The sequence below is a fragment of the Erythrobacter sp. QSSC1-22B genome (assembly GCF_001678665.1).
In the GTDB taxonomy this organism is placed as follows: Bacteria; Pseudomonadota; Alphaproteobacteria; order Sphingomonadales; family Sphingomonadaceae; genus Qipengyuania.
Genome location: NZ_LZRP01000007.1, coordinates 50,714 through 67,485 on the forward strand (window position 1 = coordinate 50,714; position 16,772 = coordinate 67,485).

The following is a 16,772-nucleotide window of genomic DNA, read 5'->3' on the forward strand; positions in this document are numbered from 1 at the left end:
AAGAGGTTGAAGAACCGGTTAAGCGCCGCGTGTTTCGCGGGAGAAGCGCGCGGGAAAGGTTTGGATTGGCGGTGGCGGACCGCGCTGGGATTGCCTATCGCAACCGGGCTTCAAAGATCACCCGACCCCGATCCGATACCGACCCGATACCGACGAAAAAAGGACCCCGCCACCATGCTCCGTTACTGGCTGTTGAAATCCGAACCGTTCAAATATGGCTGGGACGATCTCGTCGCCGAGGGCGAGGGCACATGGGACGGAGTGCGAAATCATCAGGCGAAGAACAATCTCGCGGCGATGGCGGTGGGCGACCAGGCGTTCTTCTATCACTCCCGAGAAGGGCTCGAGATCGTCGGGATTTGCGAGATCAGCGTGGCGGGCATCACCGATCCGACCGACCCCGAAGGAAAATGGGCCGCGGTCAAGGTCGAGCCCAAGACCAAGCTGCCGCATCCGGTGACGCTCAAGCAGATCAAGGCCGAGCCCAAGCTCGCCGAGTGCCAGCTGGTGCGCTATTCGCGGCTGTCGGTCGCCGAGATTACGCCGGCCGAATGGTCAGTGATCCTAAGCATGGCCGGAATCTGACGTTGCTGCTGCGCGCGCGCGCAGCCCGCTGACGCTGGCGCCGCTGGCGGCCAGCTGTTCGATATCGATGCGGCAGTGGATCAGGCGCAGCCCGCTGCGGCCTTTCGCCGCCACCAGCGCATCTTTGAACTGCTGCGTGGTCTCGGCGCGCTCGGACCAGCCGCCAAAGGCCTCAGCCAGCGCGGCGAAGTCCGGATTGACGAGCTCTGTGGCAGAGACCCGCGCGGGGAACTCGCGCTCCTGATGCATCCGGATGGTGCCATAGGCGCCGTTGTCGACCACGATCACGATCATGTCGCAGCCATGCTGGACAGCGGTCGCCAGCTCCTGACCGTTCATCAGGAAATCGCCATCGCCCGCCAGCGCGACCACCGTGCGCTCGGGGTAGCGCCGCGCCGCGGCGACCGCAGCGGGGACGCCATAGCCCATCGCCCCGGCGGTGGGGGCGAGCTGGGTCGGGAAGCCTTCGTAGCGCCAGTAGCGGTGCCACCAGCCGGAAAAATTGCCCGCGCCGTTGCAGATGATCGTGTCCGCGGGGAGCGTGTCGCGCATGAACTGCACGCAGGCCCCCATGTCCAGCGCGTGATCGGTCGGGTGGGCGGTGGCCCATTCCAGCCATTCGGCATGCGCTTGCGCCCCGGCATCGAAATCGATCGCGGCGTCGTCGTCCCACAGCATCGCCGATTCGGCGAATTCGGCCATGTCGGCACAGATCGCGAGATCGGTCTGATAGACCCGCGACAGTTCCTCGGGGTCGGGATGGATATGAACCAACGTGCGGTCGGGACCCGCCAGCGCGGGCACGGTGTAGCTATCGGTGGTGGCCTCGCCGAGCCGCGCGCCGACCGCGATGACGAGGTCCGCCTCGCGCACGCGCTCGACCAGTTTTGGGTTGGGGCCGTAGCCGAGGTTGCCGGCATAGACCGGGCTCGACGGGCTGATCGAATCCTGACGGCGGAAAGCGGTCGCGACGGGCAGGCCGAGCCGTTCGGCGAAGAGCTGGAAATGCGCGCGCGCCTTGGCGTTCCAGCCCGCGCCACCGATGATGGCGATCGGCGCGGCGGCATCGGCGATCAGCGCCATCAGCGCCTGCATCGCGTCGGGGCAGGGCGCCTGCGCCGGGCGGGCGACGAAGGGGCGCGGCATGCCGTCGACCGGGCACCCGAGCATGTCCTCGGGCAGCGCGAGCACCACCGGCCCCGGGCGACCCGAGATCGCGGTGGCATAGGCGCGCGCGACATATTCGGGAATCCGCGCAGCATCGTCGATCCGCGCCGCCCATTTGCAGATCGGGCCGAAGAAAGCGGCGAAATCCATCTCCTGAAAGCCCTCGCGATCGCGCATCGAGGAAGCGACATCGCCGACGAACAGGATCATCGGCTGCGAATCCTGCATCGCGACATGGACCCCGATGCTGGCATTGGTGGCGCCCGGGCCGCGAGTGACGAAGCAGATGCCCGGGCGGCCGGTCATGGTTCCGTCGGCGCAGGCCATGAAGGCGGCGCCGCCCTCCTGCCGGCAGGTCACCACATCGACGCGGGTCTCGCCATGCAGCTCATCGAGGACCGGGAGGAAGCTCTCGCCCGGGACGGTGAAGATGCGGTCGCAGCCCTGTTCGACAAGGCAATCGACCAGCAGGCGGGCGGCACCCGGCGTTGCGCCGGCGGGGGAAGTCTGAGTCATCGGGCCGGGTTAACCGGACGGGCGGGCGCAGGCAATCGGCAGCAAACCCCCAATCCCAACCGCAGGACCGCTCGATCCTGTGCCAGAACGGAACGATTTGCATTTTTGGGGGAGCGAAATGGTTACCAAAAGGTTAACACCCCATCATGAGAAGATCGCTAGTCCTCACCGATGAAACCGCTCGCCACCCATTCCGCGCGAGCCTGCCGCCGCATGTGCGCAAGGTCGAGGAGGCCGAATCGCTGCCTCAGTCCTGGCGGCTGACGGCGAGCGATGTCCGCGGGGTAGCGACGACCTATTTCGCGACCTTCGCCGCGACGCTCGCCTTTCTGGTTTAGGCTGCGGCCTCCGCCGCGCATTCGATCCGATAGAGCCGGCGACCGAGCCAGGCCGAGACAAGGCACATCGCCGCGCTGAGCAGCACTTGTTCGATCACCGCAACGCCCATTGCGGTTAGCGCCATGACCAGTATCGCCCCTCCTACCATCGCCAGCGAATTGACGATATTGTTTGCAGCGATGGTTCGCGACGCCTGTTCGGGCGCTACGCGGGTGGTGAGAAAAGCGTAGAGCGGCACCACGAACATGCCCCCTGCGATCGCGATGCCAAACAGGCTGAGCAACAACAATGCCGCCATCGGCTGGACAAGAAATTCGCCGATCGTCAGTAGGCCGGTCGAGACATCACCGTTCCAATTGTGCGCGACCAGATAGAAGCCGATCACGAAGAGCCCCATTACGATCACCGAGACCGGAGCGTGCTTGGCAGAGACAACGTTCCTGAGCAGTGTGTTGATTCCCACCGAGCCAATCGCCACCCCGACGGAAAATATCACCATGAAGAGGCTGGCGACTTCCTTGCTTGCCATGAACACGTTCTTGGTAAGCGGAATGAACTGGATGAACAGTACCGCGCCGATGGTCCAGAAGAAGCTTATCGCAAGGATCGCGTACCACACCTGCCGGTCGTGCATCGCGGCGGAAATCAGCCTGATCGAACTGCGCAGGAAGTTCCAGTCGATTGGCTCTATCGCCCCGATGGGCGGGGCGTCGGGGATTTGCCGACTGACCAGATAGCCGATCACTGCGGTCACCATGATGCCCGCTGCGGCATATTCGACGGGGATGATTCCGGCCAGGATCGTGCCGGCGAGAATGGCGATATAGGTGCCGGCCTCGACTAGGCCGGTACCCGCTAGGACCTCTCTCTTGCGCAGATGCTGCGGCAGGATCGCATATTTGATCGGACCGAGAAAGGTCGACTGGAGACCCGCAAGGAACAGGGCGAACAGCATCAGCGGGATCGCGAAAGTCTCGACCACGATGCCCCGCCAGGCGAGAATCAGCCCGATTGTACCAAGCATCATAATTCCGAATTCGCACATCTTGACGATGCGGATGATCCGGGCCTTGTCGCGCATATCGGCGAGTTGCCCCGCCAAGGCAGAGAAGACAATGAAGGGTATAATGAACAGCGCGGAGGCGATGCTGGAAAACATCGTCTCGTCTTCTTCGGAATTGTACACGCTGTAGACCACGAACAGCACCATCGCGGTCTTGTAGAGATTGTCGTTGAAGGCGTTGAGCAATTGCGTGCAGAATAGCGGCAGGAAGCGCCTTCTGGAGAGCAATCTTGTCGTCGTGGTCATATCCGCGAGCGTGTCCTTGGGAAGACAGTTTGCCCGCCCCTAGAGCACACCGGACAAGCGACAAAGGAGAAAGCAGCGCTTTTGCCTGCCGCAATCCCACGCTAGAGGGAGGGCGATGCTTTCGCTGCCCAACCTCCTGACGCTTTCGCGCATCGTCGCGGTTCCGCTGCTGGCCTTCCTGTTGTGGTGGCCCGGCTGGCAGCTTGGCTATGCGCTCGCCTTCGCGCTCTACTGCCTGATGGGAATCACCGATTATTTCGACGGCTATCTCGCGCGTTCGAGCGGTGCGGTGAGCCGGCTGGGAATCTTCCTCGATCCGATCGCGGACAAGATCATGATCGCTGCGGTGATCCTCGTGCTGACCGCGCAAGGGTGGCTGCGCGGGCCGCTGGTGGGCGATTTCCACGTTATCGCCGGGCTGATCATTCTGGTGCGCGAGATCGCGGTTTCGGGCCTGCGCGAATTTCTCGGAGGGTTGCAGGTCTCGATGCCGGTCAGCCGGTTGGCCAAGTGGAAAACCACCTTCCAGATGGTATCGCTGGGCGCGCTGATCCTGGCGGGCGCGATGCCCGGCTGGAATTTCGTTGCTGCAGATACGCTGTTCAACGTGCCGCACACGGTCGGTATATGGACACTGTGGGCCGCCGCGATCCTGACGCTGATTACCGGTTGGGACTATCTAAGGGTCGGCCTCAGGCACATGGACTGACCGGTCGGGCGGGGTTACCCGGCGCGCAATTCCTCGGCCAGCAGTTCGAAATCGCTGCGGCGCGGCGAGTTTTTTCGCCAGATCAGCGAAATCTCGCGCTTGGCGTTGATCTCCTCGAGCGGCCGGGCGACGACCCTGGTTCCTTCCAGAATACCGGCATCGATGGCCATCTGGGGTAGCATCGTGACGCCCAGGCCGTTGTCGACCATCTGCACCAGCGTGTGCAGGCTGGTAGCGATCATACTCGCGGAAGCGCGCAAACCCGGGCGGTCGCAGGCCGCCAGCGCGTGATCGCGCAGGCAATGGCCATCCTCGAGCAGCAGCAGCCGGCCTTCCTCGAGCATGCTCGTCGGGATCTGGGCAGGCGGATCGCGCGGATCGTCGTGCGGTAGCGCCACATAGAGCAGATCATCGGCGATATGGGCCTGTTCGACTTCGCCGGTGGCGAAGGGCAGCGCCAGCAGGACGCAGTCGGCGCGGCCATGCTGGAGCGATTCGACCGCGTCGGCGCTGGTTTCCTCGCGCAGCATCAATTTCAGATCGGGGCGCTCGCGCCGCAGCCGCGGCAGGATGCGCGGCAGCATGAAGGGCGCGATCGTCGGGATCACGCTCATCCGCAACTGGCCAGCGAGCGGCTTGCCAGCAGCCTTGACGAGATCGGACAATTCCTCCGCCTCGCGCAGGATGCGATGCGCCTTCTCGGTCACTTCCTGACCCAGCGAGGTAAAGCGGACGACACGGCGGCTGCGCTCGACCAGAGTCACACCGAGCAGCGATTCCAGTTCGCGGATCCCTGCGCTAAGCGTGGATTGCGAGACGAAGCTCGCTTCGGCGGCACGCCCGAAATGCCCATGCTCGTACAGCGCAACCAGATATTGCAGCTGTTTGATGGTGGGCAGGTAGGTGCTCATCCGGCCGCCTGCTTCGCGTCGCGATCGTCCTGGCCGTCGTCGTCCTCGTCGATGAAGTCGTCGTCTTCGCGCAGATCATCGTCGTCGGACAGATCGTTCTCGTCGGTCAGGGCATTGGCCTCGTCCTGCGCAGATTTGTCCATATGAGTCATGTGCAGCTTGCCGCGCTTGACCGCGAAGGCGGTGCGCCCCTCGACCAGCTCGAGCGCGTCCTTGCCGAAGACTTCGTAGCGCCAGCCCTGGAGGATCGGCAGGTCGCGGACGCCCGCCGCCAGCGCTTCCATTTCCTCGGTGCGGGTGAGCAGGCGCGAGGCGACATCGATCTCGCGGGCGCGAATCTTGAGCAGCAGCTTGAGCAGGTCGGCGACCAGCGCGCCTTCCTTGCCCAGCGGCGCGCCGCGCTTCATCTTGAGCGGCAGCTCCTCCTTGGGCAGCGGCTCAGCCTGTTCGAGGACCTTCATCATCCGCTTGCCGATGTCGTTGTCGCGCCAGGCGTTGGAGAGCCCGCGCACCTTGGCGAGATCGGCCTGGGTCTTGGGGGGGTGCCCGGCGATGTCGGACAGCGTCTCGTCGCGCACGATCCGGCCGCGCGGGATGTTCTTGTGTTGCGCCTCGCTCTCGCGCCAGGCGGCCAACGCCTTCAACCGACCCAGCACCGCGGGATTGCGACCCTGCTGGCGGATGCGCTTCCAAGACTCGCCCGGCTCGTTGACGTAATTGGCGGGGTCCGAGAGCTTGTCCATCTCGGCATCGAGCCAGACGCCGCGCCCGGTCTTGATCAGCTTCTTGAGCATCCGCGGGAAGATGGTGGAAAGATGGGTGACATCGCCGATCGCGTATTCGATCTGGCGGTCGGACAGCGGGCGGCGGCTCCAGTCGGTGAAGCGCGCGCCTTTGTCGACGGTAAAGCCGAGCCAGCTTTCGACCAGATTGGCATAGCCGATCTGCTCGGACTGGCTGATCGCCATGCTCGCGATCTGGGTGTCGAAGATGGGGTGCGGGGTCTTCCCGGTAAAATTGTGGACGATCTCGACATCCTGCCCACCCGCGTGGAAGACCTTGAGCACGTCCTCATTGTCGCACATCAAATCCCACAGCGGCTTGAGATCGATCCCGTCGGCCAGCGGATCGATCGCCGCGGCTTCCTCCTCATTGGCGATCTGCACCAGGCACAGCTCGGGCCAATAGGTGTTCTCGCGCATGAATTCGGTGTCGACGGTGACGAAATCGCTTTTCGCCAGACGCTCGCACAGTTCGGCGAGCGCGTCGGTGGTGGTAATCAGATCGTGGATTTTCATCGTTCATTTCTTCTCTGTGGGCGGAGTACCGCCCCCGGCCGACCGCTCGCCTTGACAAAGCTGGGGTCATGCCCTGTTAGCGCGCGCGTTTCCTGCTAAGGAGCGCGCCACGCCCAATCGATGGACGCCCCTAGCGCCTTACAGCCCAAATGTGAAAGACTTCCAGATGCACGCCTATCGTACCCACACCTGCGCCGCGCTCACCAAGGAGCAGGTCGGCGACACCGTGCGCCTGTCGGGCTGGGTGCACAAGAAGCGCGATCACGGCGGGGTGCTGTTCGTCGATCTGCGGGATCACTACGGGATGACCCAGATCGTCGCCGACGAAGACAGCGAGGCGCTGGCGCTGCTCGACGGGCTCAAGCTGGAATCGGTCGTGACCATCGACGGCACGGTTAAGGCGCGCACCGAGGGAACGGTTAATGCCAACCTGCCGACCGGGGCGATCGAGGTCTATGCGCGTTCGGCGACGGTGCAGAGCCGCGCCGCCGAACTGCCGCTGCCGGTCGCGGGCGAGCAGGAGTATCCCGAGGATATCCGCCTCAAATACCGCTTCATCGATCTGCGCCGCGAGCGCGTTCACGCCAACATCATGCTGCGCAACCGGGTCATCACCAGCCTGCGCGGGCGGATGATCGACCAGGGCTTCTCCGAGTTCCAGACACCGATCCTGGGTGCTTCCAGCCCCGAGGGCGCGCGCGACTATCTGGTCCCCAGCCGCCTGCATCCCGGACGCTTCTACGCGCTCCCGCAGGCGCCGCAGATGTTCAAGCAGCTGCTGATGGTCTCGGGCTTCGACCGCTACTTCCAGATCGCGCCCTGCTTCCGCGACGAGGATTTGCGCGCCGATCGCGCGCCCGAATTCTACCAGCTCGATTTCGAGATGAGCTTCGTTACCCAGGAAGATGTCTTCCAGACGATCGAGCCGGTGCTGGCAGGCGTGTTCGAGGAGTTCTCGGGCGGCAAAAGCGTGACCCCGGCAGGCGAGTTCCCGCGCATTCCCTATGCCGAGGCGCTGCTCAAATACGGTTCGGACAAGCCCGATCTGCGCAACCCGCTGACCATTTCCGACGTCACGAATCATTTCCACACCTCGGGCTTCGGGTTGTTCGAGAAGATCGTCGGCGGCGGCGGACGGGTGCGGGTGATCCCTGCGCCCGACACCCATGAGAAGAGCCGCAAGTTCTTCGACGAGATGAACGACTGGGCGCGCCGCGAAGGCTTTGCCGGCCTGGGCTATGTCACCCGCAAGGGCGGCGAGTTCGGCGGTCCGATCGCCAAGAACCACGGCCCCGAGAACATGCAGAAGCTCTATGACGAGCTCGGCCTTGGCGAGAACGACGGGCTGTTCTTCTCCGCCGGCAAGGAAAAGGACGCCGCCAAGCTGGCCGGCGCCGCTCGCACCCGCGTCGCCGAAGAGCTCGGGCTGATCGAGCAGTATTGCTTCAAATTCTGCTGGATCGTCGATTTCCCGATGTTCGAATATGACGAGGAATTGAAGCGCGTCGATTTCAGCCACAACCCGTTCTCGATGCCGCAGGGCGAGATGGAGGCGCTGGAGAGCAAAGACCCGCTCGATATCCTCGCTTGGCAATACGACATCGTCTGCAATGGCTACGAATTGAGCTCGGGCGCGATTCGGAACCACAAGCCCGAGATCATGTATAAGGCGTTCGAAATCGCCGGTTACTCGCAGGCCGAGGTCGATGCCAACTTCTCTGGCATGATCGAGGCATTCAAGCTGGGCGCCCCGCCGCATGGCGGATCGGCGCCGGGGATCGACCGGATCGTGATGCTGCTCGCCGACGAACCCAATATCCGCGAGGTGATCGCCTTCCCGATGAACCAGCGCGCGCAGGACCTGATGATGGGGGCCCCCTCGGTGGTCAGCGCGAAACAGCTGCGCGAGCTCAGCATCCGCACCATCGAGCCGCCGCAGGCCGACGAAGCCAAGAAGGTCCGCACCGACAATATCGGCGCGTGAACCGCCGGGGGAAGGTCACGAGCGACAGCCACGCTGGTAACACAGCACGATCTCGAGGCGGCCGCTACGGCAGCCGGGTTCGGATGGGCCAAGCCAGCCTCTTGCGCTCCCCCGCCGCGTTCATTAGGGCGACAGACAATTCGGTAACCCCAACCCAAGAGGGAATATTATGAGCGATACTGCCGACCGCGTGCAGAAGATTGTTGTCGAGCATCTCGGTGTCGAGGCCGACAAGGTCACCCAGGAAGCCAGCTTCATCGACGATCTGGGTGCAGACAGTCTCGACATCGTCGAGCTGGTCATGGCGTTCGAAGAAGAGTTCGGTGTGGAAATCCCCGACGACGCGGCCGAGAAGATCGCCACCGTCGGCGACGCCACCAAGTATATCGAAGAGCACAAGGGCTGATCGGGCCCATCTGCTCAACCCGCCGCGACTGAGCGAGCGGGACCGGACAGGCCCGACCCGGTAGCGGGCCGGGCCTGTTGCATTTTTCGGAGACACACATGCGTCGAGTGGTCGTAACAGGGCTTGGTCTGGTCACTCCCTTGGGGAGCGATGTCGAGACGGTCTGGAAGAACATTCTGGCGGGTGAGAGCGGCGCTGGCCCGATTACCCATTTCGATGCATCGGGCTACAAGTGCCAGATCGCCTGCGAGGTGAAGCCAAAAGACCACGCCTGGGGCTTCGATCCCGACCGCCGCGTCGATCCCAAGATCCAGCGCCAGGTCGATCCCTTCATCATTTTCGGCATCGACGCCGCAGGCCAGGCGCTCGAAGACGCCGGTCTCACCGACATGTCGGAAGAAGAGAAACTGCGCACCGGCTGTTCGATCGGCTCGGGGATCGGCGGTCTGCCGGGCATCGAGAAGGAATCGATCAATCTGCACGAGCGCGGGCCCGGCCGGGTCAGCCCGCATTTCGTCCACGGTCGGCTGATCAATCTGATCACCGGGCAGGTGCAGATCAAATACGGCTTCATGGGCCCCAACCATTCGGTCGTCACCGCCTGCTCCACCGGCGCACATTCGATCGGCGATGCGGCGCGGATGATCCGCGACGACGATGCCGATGTGATGCTGGCGGGCGGGGCGGAAGGCACGATCAACCCGCTTGGTATCGCCGGTTTTGCACAGGCGCGCGCTCTCAACATGAGCATGAACGACCGCCCCACCGAAGCCAGCCGCCCCTATGACCGCGACCGCGACGGTTTCGTCATGGGCGAGGGCGCTGGCGTGGTCGTGCTCGAGGAATACGAGCGCGCCAAGGCGCGCGGCGCCAAGATCTATGGCGAAGTGACCGGCTATGGCCTCTCGGGCGATGCCTATCACGTCACCGCGCCGCACCCGGAAGGCAAGGGCGCCGAGCTGGCGATGCGGATGGCGCTGAAGAAGGCCGGGCTCGACACCAGCGATATCGACTACATTAACGCGCATGGCACCTCGACGATGGCCGACACCATCGAACTGGCCGCCGCGATGCGCGTCTTCGGCAAGGATCTTGGCGGCGCCTCGATGTCGAGCACCAAATCGGCGATTGGGCACCTGCTCGGCGGCGCGGGTGCGGTCGAGGCGATCTTCTGCCTGTTGGCGATTCGCGACCAGATCGTCCCCCCCACGCTCAACCTCCACAATCCGGATGAGGGCACCGAGGGTGTCGATCTGGTGCCGCTGGTGGCGAAGCAGCGCGAAGTCCGCGCGGTGCTCAACAACAGCTTCGGTTTCGGTGGCACCAATGCCAGCCTGATCATGCAAAAGGTCGACTGACATGAAACGCATCGGCTGCATCGCCGCGGCCGGGCTCGCTCTCCTGGTCGCGCTCGCCGCGATCTGGTTTGCGAGCGGCTGGTATTCCAGCGCCGAGCTCGAAGAGGACTCGGCTTTCATCGTTCCCTCGGGCGCGACGCTGACCTCGGTGGCGTACAAGCTGGAGGAAGACGGCGTCATCGCCGCGGCCGATTCCTTCCTGCTGCGCGCAAAGATCCTGGGCTCCTCCGATCCCGTGCAGGCGGGCGAGTTCCTGCTTCCCGCCGGTGCCAGCCAGGCTAAGTTGCTCGACACGCTTCAGCACTCGCAGCCGATCCGGCGGATGATCACGATCCCCGAAGGCACGCCCTCGATCATCGTCCATGAAAGGCTGATGGCGGAACCGCTGCTGCAGGGTGAAATCCCGGTCCCGGTCGAAGGCTCGGTGCTGCCCGACAGCTATGATTTCGAACGCGGCGAGGAACGGGCGGCGGTACTGGCGCGGATGCAGGCGGCGATGCAGAATTATCTCGCCGAAGCCTGGCCGCGCCGCAAACCCGATATCGCGGTGGACAATATCCGCGACGCGGTGATCCTCGCCTCGATCGTCGAGAAGGAAACTGGGGTCGCCCGCGAGCGGCGCATGGTCGCGGGGCTCTATTCCAACCGGATCAAGGACGGGATGATGCTCCAGGCCGATCCGACGATCATCTATCCGATCACGCGCGGCAAGCCGCTCGGTCGGCGCATCCGCCAGTCGGAGATTGCGGATGTGAACGACTACAACACCTATTCGATGACCGGTCTGCCCAAGGGCCCGATCACCAATCCGGGGCGCGAGGCGATTGCCGCGGTGCTCGACCCCGAGGCCACCGATGCCCGCTACATGGTAGCGGACGGGACCGGTGGACATGCCTTTGGCGAGACGCTGGCCGAGCACAATCGCAACGTCCAGAAATGGTTCGCACTGCGGCGCGAACGCGGCGAGATGTAGCGTCGGCGGTGTCGGACGGGGCGCTTATCCTGACGGCCGAACTGCCGCCCGAGCTGCATCGCTGGGCCACCGATCTGCGGACCGCGCATTTCCCGCCCGAGCGCAATCATCTCGAGGCGCACGTCACGCTGTTCCACGCGATCCCGCCGCAATGCGAGGAAGAATTGCGTCGCCTGCTGGCGCGCGAAGTGGGCAGCATCGCACCGATCCGTGCGCGTCTCGAAGGTCTGATGCCGCTGGGCAGCGGCACCGCGCTCCGGCTGGCGAGCCCCGGCATCCTCGATCTGCGCGACGCCATCGCCGAGCATCTCCACGGTCTGCTTACGGCGCAGGACCAGCACCGGCCGCGGTTGCATGTCACGATCCAGAACAAGGTTGCACCCAAGGAAGCCAAGGCGTTGCGGGCCTTGCTCGCCGGAACGTTCGAGCCGCGCGATTTCGAGTTTCCGGGGCTGGCGCTGCATCGTTATCTTGGCGGCCCGTGGGAGTTCGTGCGGCGCTTCGCCTTTCGCGGTTGACCGCATTGCGACCCGGCCCTAAATGCGCCGCCTGTTCCCGCGCAAACGGGAAGCTGTCGTGAGCCATTCTGGCCGCCGTGCAGTGCCCTTGGGGCGGAGTAGCTCAGCTGGTTAGAGCAGCGGAATCATAATCCGCGTGTCGGGGGTTCGAGTCCCTCCTCCGCTACCACTTTTCCACCGATAAGACGGACTAGGGCGCCAGTAGGCGTTGCAGCTTCGGGCGATGGCGCAGAAATATCCTGTATGCGCGCTCCAGGAACCACAGGACTGCGGGGATGCGCGCCAAGAGGCCGATCGGCCTAAGGATGGGAATAACGCGCCACATCGCAGCAAAGGCTGCAGCTCCCGACAGGACCTTGCCGTCCTCCTGGGCATGAAACCGGGCAAGAAGCTCACCGCGATCAATTGGGCAATCGATTGGGGCATCATGGGCAATATCAACAAATTCGATAGCGTTTCGCTGATCGAGACGTCGCATGACCGCGATCTCTTTGCGGCATAGAGGGCATGCGCCATCGAACCAGACTGTGACTGCCGTGTGCATCTGTGGAATATGGTAAGATGTAGCCTGATTTAAAGTTGCGTGTCGGGGGTTCGAGTCCCTCCTCCGCTACCACCTTTCGCCAAATCGCCAGCCTCCCCCACAGTGGGCAAGATCGGGGTTTGACCTGTGGGCGTCAGGCCCTATTGCCGCGCGCCATGGGCCGAACCGCTCCGCTTTTGTCGCCGCCGTCTCTCGCAGAGCTGCTTGCCGCCGGGCCGGTGGCGCTGTTTCTTGATTTCGACGGGACGCTGGTGGCGATTGCGCCGCGTCCCGATGCGATCCATGTGCCCGAGGGCCTTGGTCGCAGGATCGAGCGTCTCGCCGATCGTCTGGCAGGGCGGCTCGCGCTCGTCAGCGGGCGCGCGCTCGACGATCTGGGATCGCATCTCGGTGCAGTCTGTGTGGCGCGCGCAGGCTCGCACGGAGCGGACCGGCGCTGGTCCGATGACTCCGTGCTGGGCGGCGCACCGCGCGGCCTCGAGGGTGGGACCATCGCTGAGGTCGAGACCTACGCCCGGTCTCACGGCTTGAACTTCGAAACCAAGACGCATGGCTGCGCGCTGCATTATCGCACACGGCCCGAAGCCGGCCAGTATGCCGAGTCTTTCATGCGCGCCGTCGCCAGCCGCGAGGGGCTGGCGGTCAAGGCCGGCAAATGCGTCGTCGAGCTGGTGCAGCCGGGCGCGGACAAGGGCGGGGCAGTGCGCGCTTTCATGGCGCAGACGCCGTTCGCTGGCGCGAGAGCGGTGTTTCTGGGCGACGATGTTACCGACGAGGACGGCTTTGTGGCCTGCGCGGAATTGGGCGGCTTTGGCATTCTCGTGGGCGACCAACGCGAAACACACGCAAATTTCCGACTTTCGGACGTTGACGCAGTGCACAATTGGCTGGAGTTGTAGGACCCTTGCACACACCCAACCTCGAACTCTGGCCGATCGGCAATTGTCAGGTCAGCGCGCTGATCGACAGCGAAGGCACCTTCGCCTGGGGCTGCGTACCGCGCGTGGATGGCGATCCGGTGTTCTGCTCGCTGCTCAATGGTGACGCGCGCGATCAGGGCGTCTGGCGGTTCGAGATCGAAGGGCAGGTCTCCGCGACGCAGCATTACCGCCGCAACACGCCGATCCTGGTCACCCGGCTCGAGGCGGAAGACGGCAGCGCGGTCGAGATTCACGATTTCTGCCCGCGCTTCGAGCGCTCGGGGCGGATGTATCGTCCGGTGGCCTTCACCCGCATCCTGCGCCCCGTGGCAGGCACGCCACGGCTGCGGATGAACCTATCGCCGATGAAAAATTACGGCGGCACCCGCGCCGAGACCACCAATGGCACCAATCACATCCGCTACCTGGTCGAACCGCAGGCACTGCGGCTGAGCACCGATGCGCCGGTCGGTTACCTGCTCGAGAGCCGCGCCTTCCGGCTTGAGCATGACATGCATTTCTTCCTCGGTCCCGACGAGCCTTTCGTGGGCAATTTGCGTTCCGAAGTCCGCCAGATGGAAGCGCTGACCGAGCGATACTGGACGCACTGGACCCGCGGGTTGCACATCCCGCTGGAATGGCAGGAGGAGGTAATCCGCTGCGCTATCGCGCTCAAACTGTGCCAGCACGAGGAGACCGGTGCGATCGTCGCTGCGCTGACCACTTCGGTTCCCGAAGCGCCGAACAGCGAGCGCAATTGGGACTACCGGTTCTGCTGGATCCGTGATTCCTATTATACCGTCCAGGCGCTGAACCGGCTCGGCGCGCTCGATGTGCTGGAAAAGTATCTCGCCTATCTGCGCAACATCATCGACGGCGCGAAGGGCGGGCACATCCAGCCGCTCTATTCGGTGATGGGGCAGAGCGAACTCAACGAAGGCCACGAAACCGCGCTGGCGGGTTATCGCGGGATGGGCCCTGTGCGGAGCGGCAACGCAGCCTTCAAGCAGGTCCAGCACGATTGCTATGGCCAGATCGTCCTGCCGACGGTGCAGGGCTTCTTCGACCGTCGCCTGCTGCGGATGGCCGACGAGCGCGATTTCGAAAGCCTCGAGCAGGTGGGCGAGATGGCCTGGGCGATGCACGACCAGCCCGATGCAGGGCTGTGGGAATTCCGCACCCGTCGGGAAGTGCACACCTATTCGGCGGTGATGTGCTGGGCGGCCTGCGACCGGCTCGCCAATGTCGCCGAACGACTGAAACGCCATGATCGTTACGAACATTGGCAGCAGCGCGCCGATGCGATCCGTGCCAGGATCGAAAGCGACGCCTGGGTTGAGAACGGCGAGGAGGGCGGCCACTACGGCGCCAGCTTCGAGAGCGACTATCTCGACGCCAGCCTGCTGCAGATGGTCGAATTGCGTTTCCTCTCGCCGGACAACGAACGGTTCCTCGCCACCTTCGCCGCGGTCGAGCGCGATCTGCGGCGCGGCGACCATATGCTGCGGTATGCCGCCGAGGACGATTTCGGCGCGCCCGAGACCGCTTTCAACGTCTGCACCTTCTGGCTGATCGAGGCCCTCCATCTGGTCGGGCGCGATGCCGAGGCGCGGGTGCTGTTCGAGACCATGCTCAGCCATACGACCCGTTCGGGCCTGCTGAGCGAGGACCTCGATTACGAAACCGGCGAGCTGTGGGGGAACTTCCCCCAGACCTACTCGCTCGTAGGAGTAATCAATTGCGCTGGTCTGTTGTCCAAACCGTGGAGTGAAGTCCGATAGGCAAACTCATCGTCATCTCGAACCGGGTTGCGGTACCCAAGGCGCGCGGCGCTGCCGGCGCGCAGGGCGGGCTCGCCGGCGCGCTCAATTCGGCGCTCCGCGATCACAAGGGTATCTGGTTCGGCTGGTCGGGCGAAGAGAGCGACGACGAAGACAACGAGATTTCCACGCAAAGTCACGACGGCGTGACCACCGCGACGATCGACCTGTCGAACCGGGACATCGACGAATATTACAATGGCTACGCGAATGCCACGCTGTGGCCACTGTTCCATTTCCGCCTCGATCTCACCGAATACGAGCGCGAGACCGGCAAGGGCTACGAGCGGGTCAACGAGCGCTTCGCCGATAGCGTGGCCCCGCTGATCGAGGAAGACGACCTCGTCTGGGTCCACGATTACCATCTGATCCCGCTGGGCGAGCGTCTGCGGTCGCACGGGCTCAAGAACCGGATCGGCTTCTTCCTCCACATCCCCTGGCCGCCGACGCGGCTGTTCGTGTCCCTGCCCTATCATGAGCGGCTGGTGCGCACGATGTTGCAATATGATCTGGTCGGCTTCCAGACCGTCGACTGGCGCGAAAGCTTCCTGCATTACTGCTCGGAAGAGCTGGGTGCCGAAGTCGACGAGGAGACCGGCGCCGTCACTCTGGATGGCTGGACAACCTATGCCCGCGCCTATCCGATCGGCATCGACTGGGATCATTTCCAGTCCGAGGGCGAGACCGGCGATGCGCGTCAGGCGGGCCAGCGGCTGCTTTCCTCGACCAGGCGCCGGACCGCGATGATCGGCGTCGACAGGCTCGACTATTCGAAGGGATTGCCCGAACGGCTCGACGGGATCGCGCGCTTTTTCGATCAGTTTCCCGAGCGCGTCAGCGATCTCGTCTTCATCCAGATAGCGCCCCCCAGCCGCGAGGATGTCGACAGTTACCGGCAGATCCGTGCCGAGCTGGAGCAGAAGGCGGGCCAGATCAACGGCGCGCGCTCCGAGGTGGACATGGTCCCGATCCGCTACGTCAACCGCGGCTACAGCCATGCCGAATTGTTCGGTTTCTTCCGTGCCGCCAAGATCGGGCTGGTGACACCCTTGCGCGACGGGATGAACCTGGTGGCGAAGGAATACATCGCCGCGCAGGATCCGCTCGATCCGGGGGTGCTGATCCTCTCGCAATTCGCGGGCGCGGCGCTGCAGATGCCAGAATCGCTGATCGTCAATCCGCACAGCCCCGACGATCTGGCGTACGCCATCCGCACCGCGCTCGACATGCCGCTGGCCGAACGCCAGCGCCGCTACGAGGCGACCATCGCCACGGTGCGTGATGACAATGTCAAACAATGGACCGACGATTTCGTCAGCGATCTGGCAAATACCGGGCTCGGCTGAGCAGCCGGACGATGTGGCCAATGCCGGAGTATGACATGTGCCTGGCCGATTACGCGGGTTCGCAAGGGT

General features: G+C 64.0%; 16 protein-coding genes and 1 tRNA gene. 12 read left to right on the forward strand and 5 right to left on the reverse strand.

Annotated features, from left to right (window positions below):
* Nucleotides 1-174 precede the first annotated feature (174 nt).
* Nucleotides 175-585 (forward strand): EVE domain-containing protein, encoded by a 411-nt coding sequence (locus A9995_RS12225; RefSeq protein WP_067613412.1) that lies wholly within the window; start codon nt 175-177, stop codon nt 583-585.
* Here the strand turns inward: A9995_RS12225 and A9995_RS12230 are convergent.
* A complete protein-coding gene (locus A9995_RS12230; RefSeq protein ID WP_067613414.1) occupies nt 565-2,268 on the reverse strand; it encodes a thiamine pyrophosphate-dependent enzyme in 1,704 nt (567 codons plus the stop codon). The genes A9995_RS12225 and A9995_RS12230 overlap by 21 nt on opposite strands.
* Before the next feature lie 146 nt (nt 2,269-2,414).
* Between A9995_RS12230 and A9995_RS16755 the strand changes: the two genes are divergently transcribed.
* Nucleotides 2,415-2,606: a hypothetical protein gene (locus tag A9995_RS16755; RefSeq protein WP_145916941.1), complete on the forward strand. Its 192-nt coding sequence runs from the start codon at nt 2,415-2,417 to the stop codon at nt 2,604-2,606.
* On the opposite strand, the gene A9995_RS12235 is transcribed toward A9995_RS16755, so the two are convergent.
* Complete coding sequence (locus tag A9995_RS12235; protein WP_067613417.1) at nt 2,603-3,916, reverse strand: MFS transporter; 1,314 nt, start codon at nt 3,914-3,916, stop codon at nt 2,603-2,605. The two genes, A9995_RS16755 and A9995_RS12235, sit on opposite strands and share 4 nt — an antisense overlap.
* A gap of 115 nt (nt 3,917-4,031) precedes the next feature.
* Here A9995_RS12235 and pgsA point away from each other — a divergent pair, with 115 nt between their 5' ends.
* Nucleotides 4,032-4,625 (forward strand): CDP-diacylglycerol--glycerol-3-phosphate 3-phosphatidyltransferase, encoded by a 594-nt coding sequence (gene pgsA / locus A9995_RS12240; protein WP_067613419.1) that lies wholly within the window; start codon nt 4,032-4,034, stop codon nt 4,623-4,625.
* A 14-nt stretch (nt 4,626-4,639) separates the two neighbouring features.
* Here pgsA and A9995_RS12245 read toward each other — a convergent pair whose 3' ends face one another.
* Together A9995_RS12245 and rnd are read right to left on the reverse strand one after the other, a co-directional pair.
* The gene (locus A9995_RS12245) at nt 4,640-5,536 is read right to left on the reverse strand and encodes a LysR substrate-binding domain-containing protein (RefSeq protein ID WP_067613421.1); all 897 of its coding nucleotides are present in this window, start codon (nt 5,534-5,536) and stop codon (nt 4,640-4,642) included.
* Nucleotides 5,533-6,834 (reverse strand): ribonuclease D, encoded by a 1,302-nt coding sequence (gene rnd / locus A9995_RS12250; protein ID WP_082992699.1) that lies wholly within the window; start codon nt 6,832-6,834, stop codon nt 5,533-5,535. The genes A9995_RS12245 and rnd overlap by 4 nt, the downstream gene beginning before the upstream one ends.
* Before the next feature lie 166 nt (nt 6,835-7,000).
* Here rnd and aspS point away from each other — a divergent pair, with 166 nt between their 5' ends.
* The 6 genes from aspS (at nt 7,001) to A9995_RS12280 (ending at nt 12,242) form a co-directional block, all read left to right on the forward strand.
* Entirely contained in the window at nt 7,001-8,818 is a 1,818-nt protein-coding gene (gene aspS / locus A9995_RS12255; RefSeq protein ID WP_067613423.1) for an aspartate--tRNA ligase, read from the forward strand.
* 169 nt (nt 8,819-8,987) lie between these two features.
* A complete protein-coding gene (locus A9995_RS12260) occupies nt 8,988-9,224 on the forward strand; it encodes an acyl carrier protein (RefSeq protein WP_057883643.1) in 237 nt (78 codons plus the stop codon).
* A 98-nt stretch (nt 9,225-9,322) separates the two neighbouring features.
* Nucleotides 9,323-10,582: a beta-ketoacyl-ACP synthase II gene (fabF, locus tag A9995_RS12265; protein ID WP_067613425.1), complete on the forward strand. Its 1,260-nt coding sequence runs from the start codon at nt 9,323-9,325 to the stop codon at nt 10,580-10,582.
* A 1-nt stretch (nt 10,583) separates the two neighbouring features.
* Nucleotides 10,584-11,555, forward strand: coding sequence for an endolytic transglycosylase MltG (gene mltG, locus A9995_RS12270; protein ID WP_067613427.1), 972 nt, complete (start codon nt 10,584-10,586; stop codon nt 11,553-11,555).
* Between the two features lie 8 nt (nt 11,556-11,563).
* Nucleotides 11,564-12,073 (forward strand): 2'-5' RNA ligase family protein, encoded by a 510-nt coding sequence (locus tag A9995_RS12275; protein ID WP_233998203.1) that lies wholly within the window; start codon nt 11,564-11,566, stop codon nt 12,071-12,073.
* A gap of 92 nt (nt 12,074-12,165) precedes the next feature.
* Nucleotides 12,166-12,242: transfer RNA gene (locus A9995_RS12280), tRNA-Met, on the forward strand.
* Nucleotides 12,243-12,263: 21 nt separating this feature from the next.
* Here the strand turns inward: A9995_RS12280 and A9995_RS12285 are convergent.
* Entirely contained in the window at nt 12,264-12,617 is a 354-nt protein-coding gene (locus A9995_RS12285; protein ID WP_082992700.1) for a DUF393 domain-containing protein, read from the reverse strand.
* Between the two features lie 155 nt (nt 12,618-12,772).
* Here A9995_RS12285 and otsB point away from each other — a divergent pair, with 155 nt between their 5' ends.
* The 3 genes from otsB to A9995_RS12300 are packed head-to-tail and all read left to right on the forward strand — an operon-like array spanning nt 12,773 to nt 16,703.
* Nucleotides 12,773-13,516 carry a trehalose-phosphatase gene (gene otsB / locus A9995_RS12290; RefSeq protein ID WP_067613431.1) on the forward strand — a complete coding sequence of 248 codons (744 nt, stop codon included), beginning with the start codon at nt 12,773-12,775 and terminating at the stop codon, nt 13,514-13,516.
* A 5-nt stretch (nt 13,517-13,521) separates the two neighbouring features.
* A complete protein-coding gene (locus A9995_RS12295) occupies nt 13,522-15,318 on the forward strand; it encodes a glycoside hydrolase family 15 protein (protein WP_067613433.1) in 1,797 nt (598 codons plus the stop codon).
* Nucleotides 15,315-16,703: a trehalose-6-phosphate synthase gene (locus tag A9995_RS12300; protein WP_067613435.1), complete on the forward strand. Its 1,389-nt coding sequence runs from the start codon at nt 15,315-15,317 to the stop codon at nt 16,701-16,703. Before A9995_RS12295 ends, A9995_RS12300 begins: the two co-directional genes overlap by 4 nt.
* Nucleotides 16,704-16,772 lie beyond the last annotated feature (69 nt).